The following is a 16,407-nucleotide window of genomic DNA, read 5'->3' on the forward strand; positions in this document are numbered from 1 at the left end:
GCAATGCTTAAATAATGTGCGATAATTTCCGTATGGATATAAAATGGCGGCGCCAAGGCAGATGATGAAAGATCAATATTTAACAAAATTCAACGCATCTGCGGTTGCGCTGCCGGCGCTCGCGCTGTGTACGGCTGCCCTGTTGAGCGCATGCGGCGCGGGCGGCACGGACAACTCCGCTGAACCGCGTCTGGTGCAGGGCGCAGCTCCGCTCGCAACCGGCTCGACCACGCTGATACTGGATCCCGGCACGCTGCCGGCGGAAGATGCCGGCCGCATGGCGCTGCCGTCGTTCCACATGGCGCCGGTCGAACTGGAGGCGCCGGACGACCATGCCGACAGCGCCACCGCGCCGGTGCACGCGCAGGCTGTCCCGACTGAATTCCAGCACCTTTCGACTCGCCGCCTGACCATGCAGGCGATGCACGGCCGTCACCTGGAAGCCATGCGCAGCCTGAGCCCGGAAGCGGCCGCGGCGCCGGCAGCCTCAGGCGGCGTGGTGGCGACCTACACTCCGGCCCAGATCCGCGCCGCCTATGGCTTGCCGGCGCTGCCGGCGGCCGGCAGCGCATTGACGGCGGCCCAGGCGGCCCAGTTGGGCGCCGGCCAGACCATCTACATTCTCGACGCCCAGCATGACCCGAACGTGGCCGCCGAACTGGCCGCGTTCAACACCAAATTCGGCCTGCCGGCCTGCACCACCAAGACCATCGCTCCCACGGCCAGCCTGCCGTTGGCCGCCGCCTCCACCAGCGGCTGCGAACTGGCCGTGGTGTACAGCACCGCCGGCGGCGCCATGACCGCGACCCAGCCCGCGTACGACTCCGGCTGGGCCAGCGAAATCACCCTCGACGTGCAATGGGCGCACGCCACCGCGCCACTGGCGCGCATCGTGCTGATCGAAACCGCCGATCCAAGCTACAACAATCTGCTGGGCGGCGCCAGGCTGGCCAACGCGATGGGGCCGGGTATCGTTTCGATGAGTTTTGGCGGCGCTGAAAGCAGCGGTGCCGTCTCCTCCGACAGCGTATTCGCCGCCACCGGCATGACCTATCTGGCCGCCACCGGCGACTCCGGCGCCGGCGTGTCGTGGCCGGCGGTAGCGCCGCATGTGCTGGCGGTCGGTGGCACCACGCTCAGCTACAGTGGCAGCGGACTGCGTTCCGAAGTGGCCTGGTCAGGCACCGGCGGCGGCGTCAGCCTGTACACGGCCGCGCCGAGCTACCAGACCAGCGCCGTGCCGGGCATGGGCACGCCCGTGCGCCGCACGGTGGCCGATGTCGCCTTCAATGCCGATCCGTCGTCCGGCCAGTACGTGGCGATGATCGCGCCCGGCAGCAGCACGGTGCGCTGGGGCAGCGTGGGCGGCACCAGCCTGTCGACGCCGCAGTGGGCCGGCCTGATCGCGGTGGCCAACGCCACCCGCGCGCTGAACGGCAAGGCGGCAATGGGCGCGCCGCACGCGGCCCTGTACGGCGGTATCGCCAGCGTGCCGGGTACCTATGCATCCGCTTTTGCCGATATCACCGCCGGCAGCGACGGCAGCTGCGCTGCTTGCACCGCCAAGACCGGCTACGATCAGTTGACCGGCCTGGGCACGCCGAACGTGTCCAGCCTGTTGTCGACGCTGTCGGGCCTGACCATCGCCGCAGCGCCGCAGGTGGGCTCGGCCAGCATCCAGGGTACGGTCGGGACCGCGCTGACGTTCACGGTTTCCACCGTTGCCGCCAATCCGGTCAGCTACACACTGACCGGGGCGCCGTCCGGCATGAGCATCAGCAGCGCCGGCGTGGTCAGCTGGGCAGCGCCGGTGGCCGGCACCTACACCATCACTGTGACCGCCAAGGACAGCAAGACCGGCCTCAGCGGACAAGGCGTGTACACCGTCGTCATCGCGCCGTTGTCGGCGCCGGTGCTGACTTCGGGCACCATCGGCGGCAAGGTGGGCGTGGCGTTGTCGTTCTCGGCGGCGGCCAGCAGTGCCAATCCGGTCACCTACACGCTGAGCGGCGCGCCGTCCGGCATGGTGATCAGCACTGCGGGCCTGGTCAGCTGGGCCAAGCCGGTGGCTGGTATCTACACCGTCACCGTCACCGCCAAGGACAGCAAGACTGGCTTGAGCGGCCAGGCCAGGTACACGGTGCAAATCACCAACGGTGGCCCGGTGATCACGGCCGCGGCCATGACGGGCGTGGCGGGCAAGCCGATGACGGGCTTGATCAGCATCGTGGACAATGGCGCCAGTTCGGTGTCGATCACGATCTCCGGGGTACCGCTGGGCATGATGTTCCAGTCCAGCGGACTGAGCATCATGCCGTACTGGAGCGCGCCGGTGGCTGGCAGCTATCAATTGAAGGTGGTGGTAACCGATAATGCCGGAGGCAGCGCCCAGCTGACGATCCCGATGACGGTGACGGCGCGCTGATTGAAATTAGAGACGACAAAAAATCCGCTGCTCCGAAAGGACTAGCGGGTTTTTTGTTGGCCGAAAGCGGGCAGGGCGTGCCGACAGAATGCGGTATTTTGCAATCTAAACCACGTGCACTGCAATTGCCTGGAAGCCGGCTGGGACTCATGATCTGACCAAAAACATGAGGAGAAACAGTCGTGGAATCAGAGTCAATTGATCAGTTGAAGGCCACGTACGTGTACTGGCGCATCGCCTGCGCCGTGCTGGTTGGGTAAAAGACGGTAAACTCGACCGTTGAGACCTTTCTGCTCACAGATCGTGCGAGCCACAAGTGGCTACTGGTCCACGGCGTCCCCCTCATGGGAGTGTGGCTTGATACCATTTTCTGCTACCATTATGCTATGCTTTGTTCATCGAATTGGGGGCGTGTGTCGAAGAGCGCGAAGGTTCGCGCGTTTTGGTGCGCTTGTTCGGCGACCGGCGAGTGTTTCACCGGCCACATCCGGATCCGGTGACGGATAAGGGAGCGCTGGCATCCATCCGAAAATGGTTCGAGGATAACGGAGTTAAGCCATGAGTATGCAAAATACAATGACCATTGGCGGCTACCAGGCCGTGATTACTTTCGATCCCGAAATCCAAATGTTCCGGGGCGAATTTCTTGGGCTGAATGGTGGGGCAGATTTCTACGCCAAGGATGTCAAAGGACTGCAAAGGGAGGGCGGGATTTCGCTGAAGATTTTTCTCGAAGCTTGCGCTGAAGACGGCGCCGAGCCGCGCAAACAATTTTCCGGCAAGTTCTCTCTGCGGGTCGATCCTTCCATACACGAGGCGGCGGCCATCGCTGCTGCCGCCCACGGAAAGAGTCTGAATCAATGGGCTGAAGACGTGTTACGTCAGGCGGCTCTGGCCTGAGCTGCGCGCACTTGGTATTTTGCGTGAGTAGCGCATTGCTAAAAAAATGAAAAAAACCTGGTCAGGGTTTTTTTGTGTCCCACCTTTAGAAGGCCATCGGAATGTTGAATGACTTGCTTGAAGAAATGCTGTTCTGTGAATTCATGCTCGTGTGCGAGTCCCATGACTGCCGCGCGTTCTTTGAATTCGAAGAGGTCGCCAATGATCCCATGGACGAGTGGGCCAAGCGGGCGGCGGTTGCGGCGAGGGCGTGCGGTTGGACGATAGGCCGCACGGGACTCGTGAAATGCGCAAAATGTGCCGCGCGCGTTGATTGACCTGCTAACCTAGATGCCTTAGACCGCATCTGAAAGGTTGAGCATGTCCGAAAACATTCCTACGCTGTACGAATGGCTGGGCGGTATCGATGCCCTGCGTCGTCTGACCTCGCGCTTCTACGAGCATGTCAAGCGCGATACCTTGCTGGCCCCGGTGTTTGCCCATATGGGTGACGATCATCCAGCGCACGTGGCCGCCTTTCTTGCCGAGGTGCTGGGCGGGCCCACCACCTACTCCGAGCAGCATGGCGGGCACCCACATATGATTCAGCAGCATCTCAACCGGCATCTGGCCCAGGAGCAGCGGCGCCGCTGGGTCGCGCTGCTGCTGGAAACAGCCGATGAGCTGGGCATGCCCGACGACCCGGAATTCCGCTCGGCGCTGGTTGGCTATCTCGAGTGGGGTTCGCGTCTGGCCGTCATCAACTCGCAACCGGGGGCGCAAGCCGATCACGATGGGCCCATGCCCAAGTGGGGCTGGGGCGAAGTCAAGGGGCCATATCGTGGATAAAGCGATGCGCGCAATGGCGGTGCTCACGCTGCTCACCGGGCTGCTGGCATGTGGCACGGCATCGGCGACGGGTGTAGTGATCGAGGCGCCGAACGTGGTCGCGATCTCGCCCCAGCTCGTCACATCGGGCCAGCCTAGCGCCAAGGCACTGGCAGGCCTGGCCGCGCAGGGGTTTGGCGCAGTCATCTACCTGGCGCCGCCGACCGTGTCGGACGCCATTGCAGGCGAAGCGGAGATCGTTCGCCGGCAGGGCCTTGAGTTCATCAATATTCCTATCGGCTTCGGAAATCCCACTGAGGCCGATTTCCAGTCGTTCGTGGCGGCCATGCGGCGACTGGGTGATCGCAAAGTCCTGGTCCATTGCCAGGTCAATATGCGCGCCTCCAGCATGACCTTCCTGTATCGCGCCATCGTCCTTCACGAGAAACCCGAGCTCGCGTATGAATCGGTCGCGCGGGTGTGGTCGCCGGAAGGGCCTTGGAAGAGCTTGATGGTGTCCCAGCTACGAAAAGCGGGCATTCAGTTTGAACCGTATTGAAGAGGAATTATTTCGGGTCCTTCAAAAATTGAACCAGCTTGGGCACCACCTCCGCAGTGGCTTCTTCCATCAGCCAGTGTCCGCTGTTCTTGATCACCACGCCTTCGACCTTGGTGTCGACCAGGCGGGCCTGCTGTATCAGGAATTCGCCCGATGCCTTCTCGCCGCCGAGTACCAGCATCGGCATGGTCAGCGGCGTTTTCATGTACTGGGCGAAGTCCTCCGCATCCTGGCTGAAGGCGCGGAAGACTTCGAAACCCGCACGCATATGGCCTGGCTGGGCGTATTCGGCGGTGTAGAATTTACGATCCGCTTCGCTCAGCGATTTCGTTTTATCGGCGGCGAAGTCGTTCCAGAAATGTTCGAAGTAAGTGCGTTCGCGTCCTTTCACCAGCGCCAGCGGCGTCTCGCCATAGAAGTGGAAATGCCACAAGTCGCGCAGCAGCCAGACATCCTTCCAATTGCCCACCCCTGGCAGGAACGCATCCATCAGGACGATCTTGTTGACCTCTTGCGGGTACTGGGCGGCATAGGCGTAGGCGACCATGAGGCCGATGTCATGGCCCACAACCTTGGCCGACTTGATGCCAAGGCTGACCGCCAGCGCGTGGACGTCCTGCGCCATCACCGATTTGGTGTAGGGGCCCTGCGGCAGGCCGGACTGCCCGAAGCCGCGCAAATCCGGGGCGATGACCAGGTGGTCTTTCGACAGCTGGGCGATCAGCGGCAGCCACATGTGGCTGGACTCCGTATAGCCATGCAGCAGAATCACGGGATCGCCCTTGCCCGCGGAGAGGTAGTGGATCCGCACGCCATTTACTTCGGCAAAATTACTCTTCGGGGCTTGCGCGTGCGCTGGTCCGATGAAGGCGTACAACATCAGTAAGCCCGTGCAAAGCAACCTGGTGACAGTTCGTAACATGATGATCTCCCGTGGTTAAACCAACAGGATATCCAAGTGACTGGCGCGGACATACACACTATCGGGTGGTTTATTTCTATACAATGTTAACGGTAGTAAAAAATTCCAGGATTTACATCCATTGCCGGTTGCTTTCCATGAAAAGTCCATTGATGAGTTACGGCAGGGTGTTTTCCTTGCTGGTAATTCTTTCCTGCTGCGTTAGCTCCCGGGCCGACAGCACTTCGGCCGCGCCGATCAATCTGCACCACGCCAGCTGGACCGTGCGCGATGGCGCCCCGGCCATGATCTTGTCCATCACCCAGACCAAAGACGGCTGGCTGTGGCTGGGCGGTCCGACCGGCCTGTATCGTTTTGACGGCATGCAGTTCGAACAGTTCTTGCCGTCCAATGCGCCTTTGTTGACCAGGAATGTCAGCGTGGTCAATGCGTTTGCAGATGGCTCCCTGTGGATAGGCTATCGCACCGGCGGCGCCGCGCGGCTGCAGCATGGAAGCATCCGCAACTACAGCGAGCGGGACGGCTTGCCTGGTCGTTCGGTCTGGGGTGTGGAGCAGGACGGCGACGGCCGCGTCTGGGCGGCGACATCGCAGGGAATGTATTACCTTGAAAACGAACGCTGGCAAGCGCCCGCCAGTTCGTGGAAAGTACCCGGCGGACAGTACAAGACGCTGATGCGCGACCGCCAGGGTGTGCTTTGGGCGCAAGGCGATACCGGCGTCTATTTCCTCCGGCCGGGCAGTCAACAGTTCGCCAGGGCGCCGGTCGACAGCGGCACCGGCGTGCTGTTTAATCTTCCCGATGGCAGCGTGGTGAGCTGGGACGCCGGACATGGCCGTTTCAATCGGCTGGCCGGGCCGGCCCCGGGCGGCTATCCGCGGCAGTGGGAGCACCTGGGCGATCCTGCCAGCTTGCTGTTCGACCACCGCGGCGATCTTTGGATAGGCCTTCAAGGAGGGCTTGAATACCGGACCGCGAACGGCGTATCCCGCCGGACCGCGCCGCCGCAAGGCTTGAGCGGCCCTGCTGTCGGCGCCATGTTCGAGGACAGGGAAGGGAATATCTGGGCCGCTACATCCTCCGGCATAGATCGTTTCCGCAGCCGGCGCCTGGAAAGAATCGAGGTCCCTGAGTCGGCCATCGGCGCCGCGATCATGGCCGACGACAGCGGCGGCGCCTGGATCGGCGGCTTCCATGTTTCCGTCGGCAATGCCGGCCAAGCCGGGATCACGCCACTGTGGCCCGCCAGGCAGGAGGGCTGGGCGGATATGCTGACCGGCTTTACCCGAACCAGCGACGGCGCGCTGTGGGGCTCGTCCTACGGCGCGCTGCGCCGCATCCGGGGCAAGGACAGTCGGAGAATTGAACTACCTGCAGCCATCGGCAACAGGGTCGTCAAAAGCGTGCTGGCGGAGCAGAACGGCGACCTGCTGGCGGCGGTACAAGAGCTGGGCCTGTATCGGCGGAGGTCCAACGGCGAGTGGGAAAAAACCGGAAGCGAAGGCGACGTCAGTGTGATGGCCCGCTCGGATGCGTTGGGGCTGTGGCTGGGCTACTTTCCCGGCAGTGTGGCGCACGCCGAGGGCGCCGGCTGGCGCAGCTATGGGCCGGCCGAGGGCCTCACGCTGGGCCTGGTGATGGCGCTGCATCCGCACGGCCGGCATCTGTGGGCAGGCGGGGACAACGGACTCGCGCTGTTTGAAGCCGGCCGCTTCAAACAGGTCAACGGCTTGCATGGCGAGACCTTCGACGGCATCTCCGGCATCGTCGAAATGGACAACGGCGATTTGTGGCTGAATGCCTCGGCAGGGCTGTTCCGCATCGCCAGCGAGGAGATCGCCCAATTCAAACGCGCCCCGGATTACCAGGTGCGGTACGAACGCCTGGATCAGCTTGACGGCCTGGAGGGGACGGCGCCGCGCGTTACGCCGTCGCCGTCGTTGGTGCTGTCGTCCGACTCCCTCCTGTGGATAGTCCGCTCGACCGGCGTGTTTCGACTAGACCCCAGGGAGCAATTGCCGCATTCGCCGGCACAGCCCGCCATCATCAAGACTATCGGACCGCCGGGAGAAGGCAAGGCGGTGCAGGAGCATGCGCAATTTGCGCCCGGCGTCTCGGCATTGCAGATCGATTACACCGTTCCCTCGCTGGCGATGCCGGAGCGGGTGCGGTTTCGTTATCGGCTGGAGGGAGTGGATGCGGATTGGCAGGACGTGGGAGCCCGCCGCAACGCGTACTACAGCAATCTCGCGCCTGGCGATTATCACTTTCGCGTTGCCGCCTCCGATTACAACGGACTATGGACCGGTCAACACACCGTGGCCCACTTTACGGTCGCCCCATCCATGACGGAAACCTGGTGGTTCAAAGCCCTGTGCGGGGTGTTGCTGCTGTCGACGGCCTATCTGGCCTATCGCTGGCACATCAACCGGATGTCCAGGCAAATGGCGCATCGCCTGCAGGAGCGGGTCAGCGAGCGCGAGCGCATTGCGCGAGAGCTGCACGACACCCTGCTGCAATCGGTACAGAGCCTGATCCTGCATATCCACGCCGCCGTCATGAAACTGCCGCCCAAGGACGCGATGCGCATGCAACTGGAACATGCGCTACAGCAGGCTGACGACGTGGTCGATGAAGGCCGCGGCCGCATCCGCGAATTGCGGGGGGAAGACGACGACAAACTCAGCTTCCCGGACGCGCTGCTGGCCGCCGCGACCCGCTTGCAGCTTTGCGAAGCAAACGTCATCCAGCTCAAGATGTGCGGCGCGCTGCGTCAGTTGGACAGCGCGATTTACCAGGAAGCCATGGCAATCGCCATCGAGGCGATCGCCAACGCCTGCAGTCACGCCAGGGCGCAGCGGATCGAGGTGGAACTGCAATACGGCATGCGGGAATTCCGTTGTATCGTGCGTGATGACGGCGTCGGCATTCCCGCGGAAATCCTCAGCGACGGCGGGCGCCAGAATCACTGGGGCATGCGCGGCATGGCTGAGCGTGCGGCAAGGATCAACGCCAAACTCTTGCTGCGCAGTAGCGCCGAGACCGGCACCGAGTGGCAGCTGACGCTGCCGGCAACCTTGGCTTATACCCAATAGGGTGATGTCAACATGACCATCCGGTGATACGCTTGTCCAAGTTGATAAAGGGAGCGCTGTTATGGAAAGCAGGGGAGGCGAAATGATCAGCGTGATGATCGCAGACGATCATCCCTTGTTGCGCAGCGGGATAGCTGCCGTGCTGTCGGCCGATCCGGCATTCTCGGTGGTGGCGGAGGCCGGGGATGGCGACGGCGCCATCGAGCAATACCAGCGCTTCCGCCCCGACATCACGCTGATGGATGTACAAATGCCGGGACGGAACGGCATCGAAGCGACCAAGGCCATCCGCAGTCTGAATCCCCAGGCGCGCATCATCATCCTGACCACCTACGCCGGCGATGAACGCGTGGCGCGGGGGCTGAAAGCCGGGGCCAGCGGCTATCTCCTGAAAAACCTGGCGCGCACTGAATTAAGCAGCTATATCCTTGCCGTGCATGCAGGACAGTGGCAGCTGCCGCGCCAAGTCGTCAGCAGCCTGGCCAACAACTTCCGGCAGGATACGCTGAGCAAGCGCGAGCTGGAAGTACTGCGCCACGTCGCGGACGGCAATTCCAACCGGTGTGTAGGAGACCGGTTGGGCTTGAGCGAAGACACCATCAAGGCGCACATGAAAACCATCCTGCAAAAGCTCGACGCGCGCGATCGCACCCATGCCGTGATGATCGCCCTGCACCGTGGGTATTGGGAAAATTAGATTTCACTTCGCAAGCAACCAAGGAGTATCGACATGGAATTGCAACTCGGTGGCAAGATCGCCTTAGTCAGTGGCAGCACGGCCGGCATCGGCTACGCCATCGCGCACTTGCTCGCGCAGGAAGGCGCAAGCGTTATCGTCAACGGCAGGACGCAGGCCGGCGTGGATGAGGCGGTGGACCGCATCCGTTCGGAGACCGGCGGCATGGTCCAGGGCTATGCGGGCGACCTCAGTCAGGCCGATGCCGCGCAGGAGGTGGTTCGGCGTCATGCGGGCATCAGCATACTGGTCAACAACCTCGGCATCTTTGAACCCAAGGCCTTTGAAGACATACCCGACGAGGATTGGCGGCGATTCTTCGACGTCAATGTCCTGAGCGGCGTCCGCCTGGCGCGCCTGGTGCTGCCGGAGATGAAGCGCGCGAACTGGGGACGCATCATCTTTATCTCCAGCGAAAGCGCGGTGCAGATCCCCACCGAGATGATCCACTACGGCATGACCAAGACGGCGCAACTGGCGGTGTCGCGCGGACTGGCGGAGTCGGTTGCCGGCACCGGCATCACGGTCAACAGTGTGCTGCCCGGCCCGACGAAATCGCGTGGCGTTGGCGACTTCGTCGAAGGCATGGCGCGCTCGGCCGACAAGAGCTTCGAGCAGGTCGAAGCGGAGTTCTTCGACCATGTGCGGCCTACGTCGTTGATCAAACGCTTCGGCACGCCGCAAGAGGTGGCCTCGCTCGTCGCCTACGTGGCAAGTCCGCTCGCGTCGGCGACCACCGGCGCGGCCTTGCGTGTCGATGGCGGCGTGATCAAGAGCGCCTTCTGAAAAACAACGGCGAGGGCTTCGATTTCGATGTGGGCTACCGGCGTGTACAGGGTCGATACCTCCACGATGGTATCGACTCAGTAGGGCGGCGAGAACCATTTGCGGCACAGCTTGACGACGTTGGCGACATCATCTACGCATCGGGCCAGGCCGCCGTCGGCCATTTCGATCCGCAGGCCCGGCAGGCGTTCGGGAATGTGGAAAAGGTATTGCTGGAAATGGGTCGACGATGAACCTTGTCATCAAGGTGGCGCTTTTCCTGGCCTCGATGGACGACGCGCCCAAGATGCTGGCGCTGCGCCGACTATGGTTTGCGCCGCCTTACCCGGCTGAATCGATGGCCGAAGTGAGCGCGCTCCACGTGCCCGGCGCGAAGATCGTCGTCGACGTCATCGCCGCCTGGGCGGGGCCCCAGGCTACCTATTGAACGTCCCTGGGCGCCACGAGCTGTGGATGCAGCGGTGCGGGGCCGGACATCTGTTCCGACCACGACGTACCGCCTGTCGCTGCAGGCTTAAGGCCTTGACGGCGCCGGGATCAGTTCCCACACAACGGTATCGGCAGCCGAGCCGGCCGTCACGCTGACGCGGTTGGCACCGGGCGCCAGCTGTCCCGGCCAGGTGGCGACGTGGCCGATGACGGGCCGCTCACCCCAATCGACGCCGTTGACCGCCAGCCTGGCCGTCGCCTGGTTGCTGTACACCTTGATTTCGACATCGGCCGCCGTGCGCTGCGTATGGCGGCGCGACGTGATGTACACCATGGGGCGGGTGGCGCCGTCGGTCCAGTTGGCCTGGTACCAGAAATACGCATCTTTTTTCACCGTGCGGTCGAAGCTGACCAGTCCCTTGTCGTTGAAGCCGGGTTGGTCGCCTTCGTTGCGTCCGGCGGAAGGAAAGTCGAAGCCGACCCAGACGAATTTCCCCCACAGCCAAGGCCGCTCTTCCAGCTGGCGCCATGCGGCTTCGTGGTACAGGGCCTGGTATTGTTCGGGATGCCAGCGGCCGCCCGCCAGCGGGCGTTGCGGCGGGTCCTGCTGCTGTTGCGGGCTGCCTCCCGCGCCATACTCGCTGACCGCAAGCGGAGTGGTCGGGCGGCGCATGCGGTTGCCGTCCAGGAAGGGGCCGAGATCGGCGAACTCCCCGTCGTACCAGCCGTAGTACACATTCGAGCCGACGGCATCGGTATGGGACGCCTGTGGCCCATCGACCGGGACACAGCAATTGGCGTACACCGTGGGCCGGGCGGGATCTTCGCGCTGCGCGATGCGCTGCATCAGCGCCAGTACCCGTGCGCTGGCCGCGTCCACCTTGTAAATCTCGTTCCCCAGTCCCCACACCGTGACGGCGGCGTGGTTGCGGTTCTGGCGGATCAATTCGCGCAATTGCTGCACGCTGTTGGCCAGGAATTCGGCGCCGCCATCGACTTCCGCATTGAGCGGCATTTCCGTCCACACCAGCCAGCCGAGCCGGTCAGCCAGGTCGAGCGCATGTTGCGGATGCTGGTAGTGCGCGTGGCGCAAACCGGTGACGCCCAGGTCCGACAGGATGCGGTAGTCCGCATCGATGTCGGCATCGGTAACGGCCGGGCCCTTGCCCGGCAAGTAAGTCTGGTGCACGTTGACGCCATGTACCGCATAGGGGGCGCCATTGAGTAGCAGGCCGCGCACCGGATCAAGCCGGATGTCGCGCATTCCGGCCTGGAATGCCGACTGGTCGAGCAGGCGCTGACCGGAACTCAGTTCCGCCACGCTGGTGTACAGGTAGGGATCGCGCGCGCCTTGCCACAGGCGGGGCGACGCCAGTTCGCGGCGCAGGACAACCGCCGTCACGCTGTGCGGCGGCAGGCTGACGGCCTTGCGCGCGGTGGCGACGACGCGGCGCCCGGCATCGCGCAGGCGCACAGTGACGATGGTGCGCACGGTCCGGCTGCCAGTGTTGGCCACGCGGGCGGTCCATTGCAGCGATGCGTTTGCCGATGAGACGCCGGAGGCGTTGAAATAGACTCCGGGGCCGCCGTAGTCCAGCATGTCGAAGTGCACGGCGCCGGTCGTGACCAGCCGGACTTGCCGGTACAGGCCGCCGGCCATGGTGTAGTCGCCGCCCAGCGGCGGCACGTTGCGGTTGATGCTGTTGTCGACTCGTACTTCAAGCGTATTGCGTCCCGTTTTCAGCCAGCGCGTGACGTCGAAGCGGAAGCGGGCGAAGCCGCCGGCATGGCGGCCCGCATGCCGGCCATTGATCCAGACATCCGTCACCAGCATGGCGCCGTCGAATTCGAGGTAGTGGCGCCGGCCGGGCTGCTGGCGCGGCAAAGTCAGGCTCCGGCGGTACCATGCGGCGCCCCGGTAGTAGCTGGGACTGGCGCCGTCGTCGGCATTGAAGCTGTGGGGCAGGGACACGGTTTGCCAGGCTGGATGGTCCGCCTTGCGGAACTGCCAGTCGCCGTCCAGCGGCAGGGTAAGGCGCGCTTGCGCCAGGGTGGCCGCAGGCGCGAGCAGCAGCGGTGGCAAGATCCACTTCCAGATCGATAACAATTTGCGCATGGGACATTGTGCGGAATCGCCATGCGCGCGGCAATTATGAAATTGCTCAGACCCGTAATGAAATCTATTACTAATCGCGTACCCAGCCGCGTTGGATCAAGGGCCGGAACACGCTGCGATACAGCCGTTCGGCCGGCGGATAGAACAGCTCAGGCAGCGCACCGAAGCGGCGAGCCGTCAGCGCACCGACGGCGCCGATCAGCAACGCGCCCGCCATGTCGGCCGGATAGTGGACGCCGATGTAGATGCGCGCCCAGGCGATCGGCACGCCGAGCAAGGCCAGCAGGGTGCCGCTACGGCGGGTCGCAGGATGCAGGCACAGGCTCAGCGCCACGGACCACAGCAATGTCAGGTGATCGCTGGGGAAGGATGCGTCAGCTGCATGGTCGACCCATGCATGGGCGATGCCGGCCATGAAGGGCCGCGGGTGCGGCCATAGCATGCCGGCCCCTTGTGCCAGGGCGAGCGCGATGGCGGCGGCCACGCAGGATTCCAGCGCGGCCTTGCGCCAGTCGGAGCGGCCGCGCAGCCAACCGGCCACCAGCAGCAGCGGCACGGCCAGGATGGCCCACTCGGCCAGTGCGATGGCCAGGGTCAATATCTGTGGCGCTGGCGCCGGCGGCGCGGCCAGCATAAGGAATAGTTCGGTGTTCAATGTATTCATGAGAGCCTGAAGGGTTAGCGCGGGACTTGCATCGCGTCTCATGATACGGAACCGAGAATGAATATCTGATTAAAATTGATGGCCCTGCATGCGCGCTCAAAGGTGGGCGCGTATCGCCCGTGCCAGCTGTGCGAACGCCGGCGCGATATGGGCCGATTCCACGCAGGCATAGCCCAGCACCAGCCCGGACTGGCTGCGCGCCTGCTGATGGTAGTAGCCCGACAATGGCCGCACCGCGATGCCCATCTCCTGCGCCGTTTGTGCCACCGCGCGGTCGTCGCAGGCCGGCGGCAGGTACAGGGTCAGGTGCAGGCCGGCATCGGCGCCGGCCGCGTGCACCTGTTCCGGTGCGAACTCGGCGGCGATGGCCCGCTGCAATATCTCCAGCCTGCTGCCATACAGCAGGCGCATGCGGCGGATATGGGCGTTGAAATGGCCACGCTCGATGAACGCCGCCATGGTCGCCTGTAGCGGTGCATGGCCGGACCGGTACACCTCTTCCATGCCGGTCACGAAGGCCGGCGCCAGCGCTTCCGGCAGCACCAGGTAGCCCAGCCGCAGGCCGGGAAACATGGTCTTGCTGAAGGTGCCCATGTACAGCACCCGATCCCCGCGGTCCATGCCTTGCAGCGAAGCGAGCGGCCGGCCGCCGTAGCGGAATTCGCTGTCGTAGTCGTCCTCGATGATCCAGCAGCCGTGACGTTGCGCATACTCCAGCAGCATGCGGCGGCGCGACAGGCTCATCACCGTCCCCAGCGGATACTGGTGCGACGGCGTCACGAAGATGAAGCGCGGCGGCCGCGCCAGCTGGCCCGGCTTCGGGCAGATGCCTTCCTGGTCCAGGCCCACCGGCCGGATCTCCACACCCGCCGCCGCCAGCATATTGCGCGCGCCCCAGTAGCAGGGATCCTCCACCCACGCCGCGTCGCCCGGATCGCTGAGCAGGCGCATGCACATGTCGATCGACTGGTGGATGCCGCCGGTGATGACGATCTGCTCCGGCGTGCAGTCCACCGAACGCGATACCTTCAGGTAGTTGGCTAGCGCCTCGCGCAAGGGGTGGTAGCCGCCGCCATGGCCGTAGGTGAGGCTGGCGACCGGCGGATTGCGCCAGATGCGCGATTGCAGCGCGTTCCAGGTCTTGTGCGGGAACTGTGTCACGTCCGGCACGCCGGGCACGAAAGCTCCCCATTGCTGCTGGGCGGCGCCGGCGTGGGCCACCAGCTTGCGGCCGCGTTGCGACAGGGCGCTGTGCGCATTGGCCGCCGCCGGCTTGCGGCGCGTGCTGGCCGGCGGCGCGCCGTCGAGCATCGGCACGGTGTCGGTCACGTAGGTGCCGCCGCTGCCGCGCGTTTCCAGATAGCCTTCGGCCAGCAGCTGCTCGTAGCCATACAGGACGGTGTTGCGCGAAAGGCCCAGCTGGAGCGCCAGATCGCGGCTGGACGGCAGGCGCGTGTCGGCCGGCAGCACGCGGTCGAGGATGAGCTGGCGCAACAGCTGGTAGATCCGCTGGTTGCGGGGCTGGCCGGGAGCTTTGTCGAGATGGAGCAGCAGGTAGTCGGAGACGGTGAAGGTGCGCATGGCCCAGTATAGCGTGGGCAGAATCTTGGTACCATCTAAAAATCGAAATTGGCACTATCAACTGGTGCCAAGGCGGGCGACCATGGAGGCCTCTTAACTCGTCATGGCAGGAAGCAGCATGGATACCAATCGCGATTGGCAGCAGCGCAAGAACCAGAGCACCCCGCGCGGCGTGGGCGTGATGTGCGATTTCTACGCGGAGCGCGCGTTGAATGCGGAGCTGTGGGATATCGAAGGGCGCCGCTTTATCGACTTCGGCGCCGGCATCGCGGTGCTCAACACAGGCCATAGCCACCCGCGCATACTGGCCGCCGTCAGCGAGCAGTTGCAGCGCTTCAGCCACACCGCCTACCAGATCGTGCCTTACGCCTCCTATGTCGCGTTGGCCGAGAAGATCAACCAGATCACGCCCGGTAACCATGCCAAGAAAACGGCTTTCTTCAGCACCGGCGCCGAGGCGGTCGAAAATGCGATCAAGATCGCCCGTTCCGCCACCGGCCGCGCGGGTGTGATTGCCTTCAGCGGCGGCTTCCACGGCCGCACCATGATGGGCATGGCGCTGACCGGCAAGGTCGAACCCTATAAAACCGGCTTCGGTCCATTTCCGGCCGAGGTGTTCCATGCGCCGTTCCCCAACGCGCTGCATGGCGTCACGGTGGAGCAGTCGCTGGCCGCGCTCAACACGCTGTTCAAGGCAGATATCGAACCGAAGCGGGTGGCCGCCATCATCATCGAGCCAGTGCAGGGCGAGGGCGGTTTCTATGTCGCGCCGCCGGAATTCATGCGGGCCTTGCGCGCGCTGTGCGATACCCACGGCATCCTGCTGATCGCCGACGAGATCCAGACCGGCTTCGCCCGCACCGGCAAGATGTTCGCGATGGACCACTACGACGTGCTGCCGGACCTGATGACGATGGCCAAAAGCCTGGCCGGGGGACTGCCGCTGTCGGCGGTGTGCGGCCGCGCCGAGATCATGGACGCGCCGGGGCCGGGCGGCTTGGGCGGCACCTACGGCGGCAATCCGCTGGCGGTGGCGGCGGCGCACGCGGTGCTGGAGGTGATCGAGGAGGAACGGCTGTGCGAACGCGCGGTGACGGTGGCGCAGCGCCTGCGCGACCGGTTGGAGGTGGCGCGCGCCGATGTGCCGGAGATCGCCGAGGTACGCGGCATCGGCGCGATGCTGGCGGTGGAGTTCCGCGACCCGCAAACCGGCGCGCCGAATCCCGCCTTCACCAAGAAGGTCCAGGCGCACGCGATGAGCAATGGCTTGCTGCTGCTAACCTGTGGCGGCTACGGCCAGGTGATACGTTTCCTGTGCCCGTTGACGATAGGCGACGCGGTGCTGGACGAAGCGCTCGACATCCTCGACGCAGCCCTGCGTGCATAA

The 16,407-nt window shown here is 64.1% G+C and carries 16 protein-coding genes; 11 read left to right on the top strand and 5 right to left on the bottom strand.

Annotation, left to right across the window (positions count from 1 at the left end; all coding sequences use genetic code 11):
- Window positions 1-61: 61 nt before the first annotated feature.
- From D0T21_RS04925 to D0T21_RS04950, 6 genes are all read left to right on the top strand, one after another.
- On the top strand, window positions 62-2,425 hold the full coding sequence (locus D0T21_RS04925; protein WP_116988854.1) for a S53 family peptidase: 2,364 nt from the start codon (window positions 62-64) through the stop codon (window positions 2,423-2,425).
- A 391-nt stretch (window positions 2,426-2,816) separates the two neighbouring features.
- Entirely contained in the window at window positions 2,817-2,987 is a 171-nt protein-coding gene (locus tag D0T21_RS32355; RefSeq protein ID WP_301546317.1) for a type II toxin-antitoxin system HicA family toxin, read from the top strand.
- Window positions 2,988-2,989: 2 nt separating this feature from the next.
- Window positions 2,990-3,325 carry a type II toxin-antitoxin system HicB family antitoxin gene (locus tag D0T21_RS04935; protein ID WP_116989370.1) on the top strand — a complete coding sequence of 112 codons (336 nt, stop codon included), beginning with the start codon at window positions 2,990-2,992 and terminating at the stop codon, window positions 3,323-3,325.
- A 101-nt stretch (window positions 3,326-3,426) separates the two neighbouring features.
- Complete coding sequence (locus D0T21_RS04940; RefSeq protein WP_116988858.1) at window positions 3,427-3,642, top strand: hypothetical protein; 216 nt, start codon at window positions 3,427-3,429, stop codon at window positions 3,640-3,642.
- 43 nt (window positions 3,643-3,685) lie between these two features.
- Window positions 3,686-4,153: a group II truncated hemoglobin gene (locus tag D0T21_RS04945; RefSeq protein WP_116988860.1), complete on the top strand. Its 468-nt coding sequence runs from the start codon at window positions 3,686-3,688 to the stop codon at window positions 4,151-4,153.
- On the top strand, window positions 4,146-4,691 hold the full coding sequence (locus tag D0T21_RS04950) for a protein tyrosine phosphatase family protein (RefSeq protein ID WP_158567958.1): 546 nt from the start codon (window positions 4,146-4,148) through the stop codon (window positions 4,689-4,691). Before D0T21_RS04945 ends, D0T21_RS04950 begins: the two co-directional genes overlap by 8 nt.
- Window positions 4,692-4,698: 7 nt before the next feature.
- Here D0T21_RS04950 and D0T21_RS04955 read toward each other — a convergent pair whose 3' ends face one another.
- Together D0T21_RS04955 and D0T21_RS31980 are read right to left on the bottom strand one after the other, a co-directional pair.
- Complete coding sequence (locus D0T21_RS04955) at window positions 4,699-5,613, bottom strand: alpha/beta fold hydrolase (RefSeq protein ID WP_199538408.1); 915 nt, start codon at window positions 5,611-5,613, stop codon at window positions 4,699-4,701.
- 157 nt (window positions 5,614-5,770) lie between these two features.
- Complete coding sequence (locus D0T21_RS31980; RefSeq protein ID WP_158567959.1) at window positions 5,771-5,911, bottom strand: hypothetical protein; 141 nt, start codon at window positions 5,909-5,911, stop codon at window positions 5,771-5,773.
- Between D0T21_RS31980 and D0T21_RS04960 the strand changes: the two genes are divergently transcribed.
- From D0T21_RS04960 to D0T21_RS04980, 4 genes are all read left to right on the top strand, one after another.
- The gene (locus tag D0T21_RS04960; protein ID WP_158567960.1) at window positions 5,898-8,708 is read left to right on the top strand and encodes a sensor histidine kinase; all 2,811 of its coding nucleotides are present in this window, start codon (window positions 5,898-5,900) and stop codon (window positions 8,706-8,708) included. The two genes, D0T21_RS31980 and D0T21_RS04960, sit on opposite strands and share 14 nt — an antisense overlap.
- Before the next feature lie 61 nt (window positions 8,709-8,769).
- Window positions 8,770-9,405: a response regulator transcription factor gene (locus D0T21_RS04965; RefSeq protein WP_229211338.1), complete on the top strand. Its 636-nt coding sequence runs from the start codon at window positions 8,770-8,772 to the stop codon at window positions 9,403-9,405.
- A gap of 33 nt (window positions 9,406-9,438) precedes the next feature.
- Complete coding sequence (locus tag D0T21_RS04970; protein WP_116988869.1) at window positions 9,439-10,230, top strand: SDR family NAD(P)-dependent oxidoreductase; 792 nt, start codon at window positions 9,439-9,441, stop codon at window positions 10,228-10,230.
- Window positions 10,231-10,459: 229 nt separating this feature from the next.
- Complete coding sequence (locus D0T21_RS04980) at window positions 10,460-10,657, top strand: Rid family hydrolase (RefSeq protein WP_116988872.1); 198 nt, start codon at window positions 10,460-10,462, stop codon at window positions 10,655-10,657.
- Window positions 10,658-10,744: 87 nt separating this feature from the next.
- On the opposite strand, the gene D0T21_RS04985 is transcribed toward D0T21_RS04980, so the two are convergent.
- The 3 genes from D0T21_RS04985 to D0T21_RS04995 all read right to left on the bottom strand — a co-directional run bounded on the left by D0T21_RS04985 (window position 10,745) and on the right by D0T21_RS04995 (window position 15,020).
- Complete coding sequence (locus tag D0T21_RS04985; RefSeq protein ID WP_116988874.1) at window positions 10,745-12,775, bottom strand: glycoside hydrolase family 2 protein; 2,031 nt, start codon at window positions 12,773-12,775, stop codon at window positions 10,745-10,747.
- Between the two features lie 70 nt (window positions 12,776-12,845).
- Entirely contained in the window at window positions 12,846-13,439 is a 594-nt protein-coding gene (locus D0T21_RS04990) for an undecaprenyl-diphosphatase (RefSeq protein ID WP_116988876.1), read from the bottom strand.
- Between the two features lie 96 nt (window positions 13,440-13,535).
- Window positions 13,536-15,020: a PLP-dependent aminotransferase family protein gene (locus D0T21_RS04995; RefSeq protein ID WP_116988878.1), complete on the bottom strand. Its 1,485-nt coding sequence runs from the start codon at window positions 15,018-15,020 to the stop codon at window positions 13,536-13,538.
- A 118-nt stretch (window positions 15,021-15,138) separates the two neighbouring features.
- On the opposite strand from D0T21_RS04995, the gene gabT reads away from it, so the two are divergent.
- Window positions 15,139-16,407 (top strand): 4-aminobutyrate--2-oxoglutarate transaminase, encoded by a 1,269-nt coding sequence (gene gabT, locus D0T21_RS05000; protein WP_116988880.1) that lies wholly within the window; start codon window positions 15,139-15,141, stop codon window positions 16,405-16,407.

Source organism: Duganella sp. BJB476 (assembly GCF_003416895.1).
Taxonomy (GTDB): Bacteria; Pseudomonadota; Gammaproteobacteria; order Burkholderiales; family Burkholderiaceae_D; genus Rugamonas.

Excerpts from the sequence above, each read along its gene's own strand:
- gabT (WP_116988880.1), top strand. The coding sequence starts at position 15,139 with ATGGATACCAATCGCGATTGGCAGCAGCGCAAGAACCAGAGCACCCCG.
- D0T21_RS04985 (WP_116988874.1), bottom strand. The coding sequence starts at position 12,775 with ATGCGCAAATTGTTATCGATCTGGAAGTGGATCTTGCCACCGCTGCTG.
- D0T21_RS04995 (WP_116988878.1), bottom strand. The coding sequence starts at position 15,020 with ATGCGCACCTTCACCGTCTCCGACTACCTGCTGCTCCATCTCGACAAA.
- D0T21_RS04940 (WP_116988858.1), top strand. The coding sequence starts at position 3,427 with ATGTTGAATGACTTGCTTGAAGAAATGCTGTTCTGTGAATTCATGCTC.
- D0T21_RS04925 (WP_116988854.1), top strand. The coding sequence starts at position 62 with ATGATGAAAGATCAATATTTAACAAAATTCAACGCATCTGCGGTTGCG.
- D0T21_RS04960 (WP_158567960.1), top strand. The coding sequence starts at position 5,898 with ATGATCTTGTCCATCACCCAGACCAAAGACGGCTGGCTGTGGCTGGGC.
- D0T21_RS04990 (WP_116988876.1), bottom strand. The coding sequence starts at position 13,439 with ATGAATACATTGAACACCGAACTATTCCTTATGCTGGCCGCGCCGCCG.
- D0T21_RS04935 (WP_116989370.1), top strand. The coding sequence starts at position 2,990 with ATGCAAAATACAATGACCATTGGCGGCTACCAGGCCGTGATTACTTTC.
- D0T21_RS31980 (WP_158567959.1), bottom strand. The coding sequence starts at position 5,911 with ATGGACAAGATCATGGCCGGGGCGCCATCGCGCACGGTCCAGCTGGCG.
- D0T21_RS04965 (WP_229211338.1), top strand. The coding sequence starts at position 8,770 with ATGGAAAGCAGGGGAGGCGAAATGATCAGCGTGATGATCGCAGACGAT.
- D0T21_RS04980 (WP_116988872.1), top strand. The coding sequence starts at position 10,460 with ATGAACCTTGTCATCAAGGTGGCGCTTTTCCTGGCCTCGATGGACGAC.
- D0T21_RS04945 (WP_116988860.1), top strand. The coding sequence starts at position 3,686 with ATGTCCGAAAACATTCCTACGCTGTACGAATGGCTGGGCGGTATCGAT.
- D0T21_RS04970 (WP_116988869.1), top strand. The coding sequence starts at position 9,439 with ATGGAATTGCAACTCGGTGGCAAGATCGCCTTAGTCAGTGGCAGCACG.
- D0T21_RS04955 (WP_199538408.1), bottom strand. The coding sequence starts at position 5,613 with ATGTTACGAACTGTCACCAGGTTGCTTTGCACGGGCTTACTGATGTTG.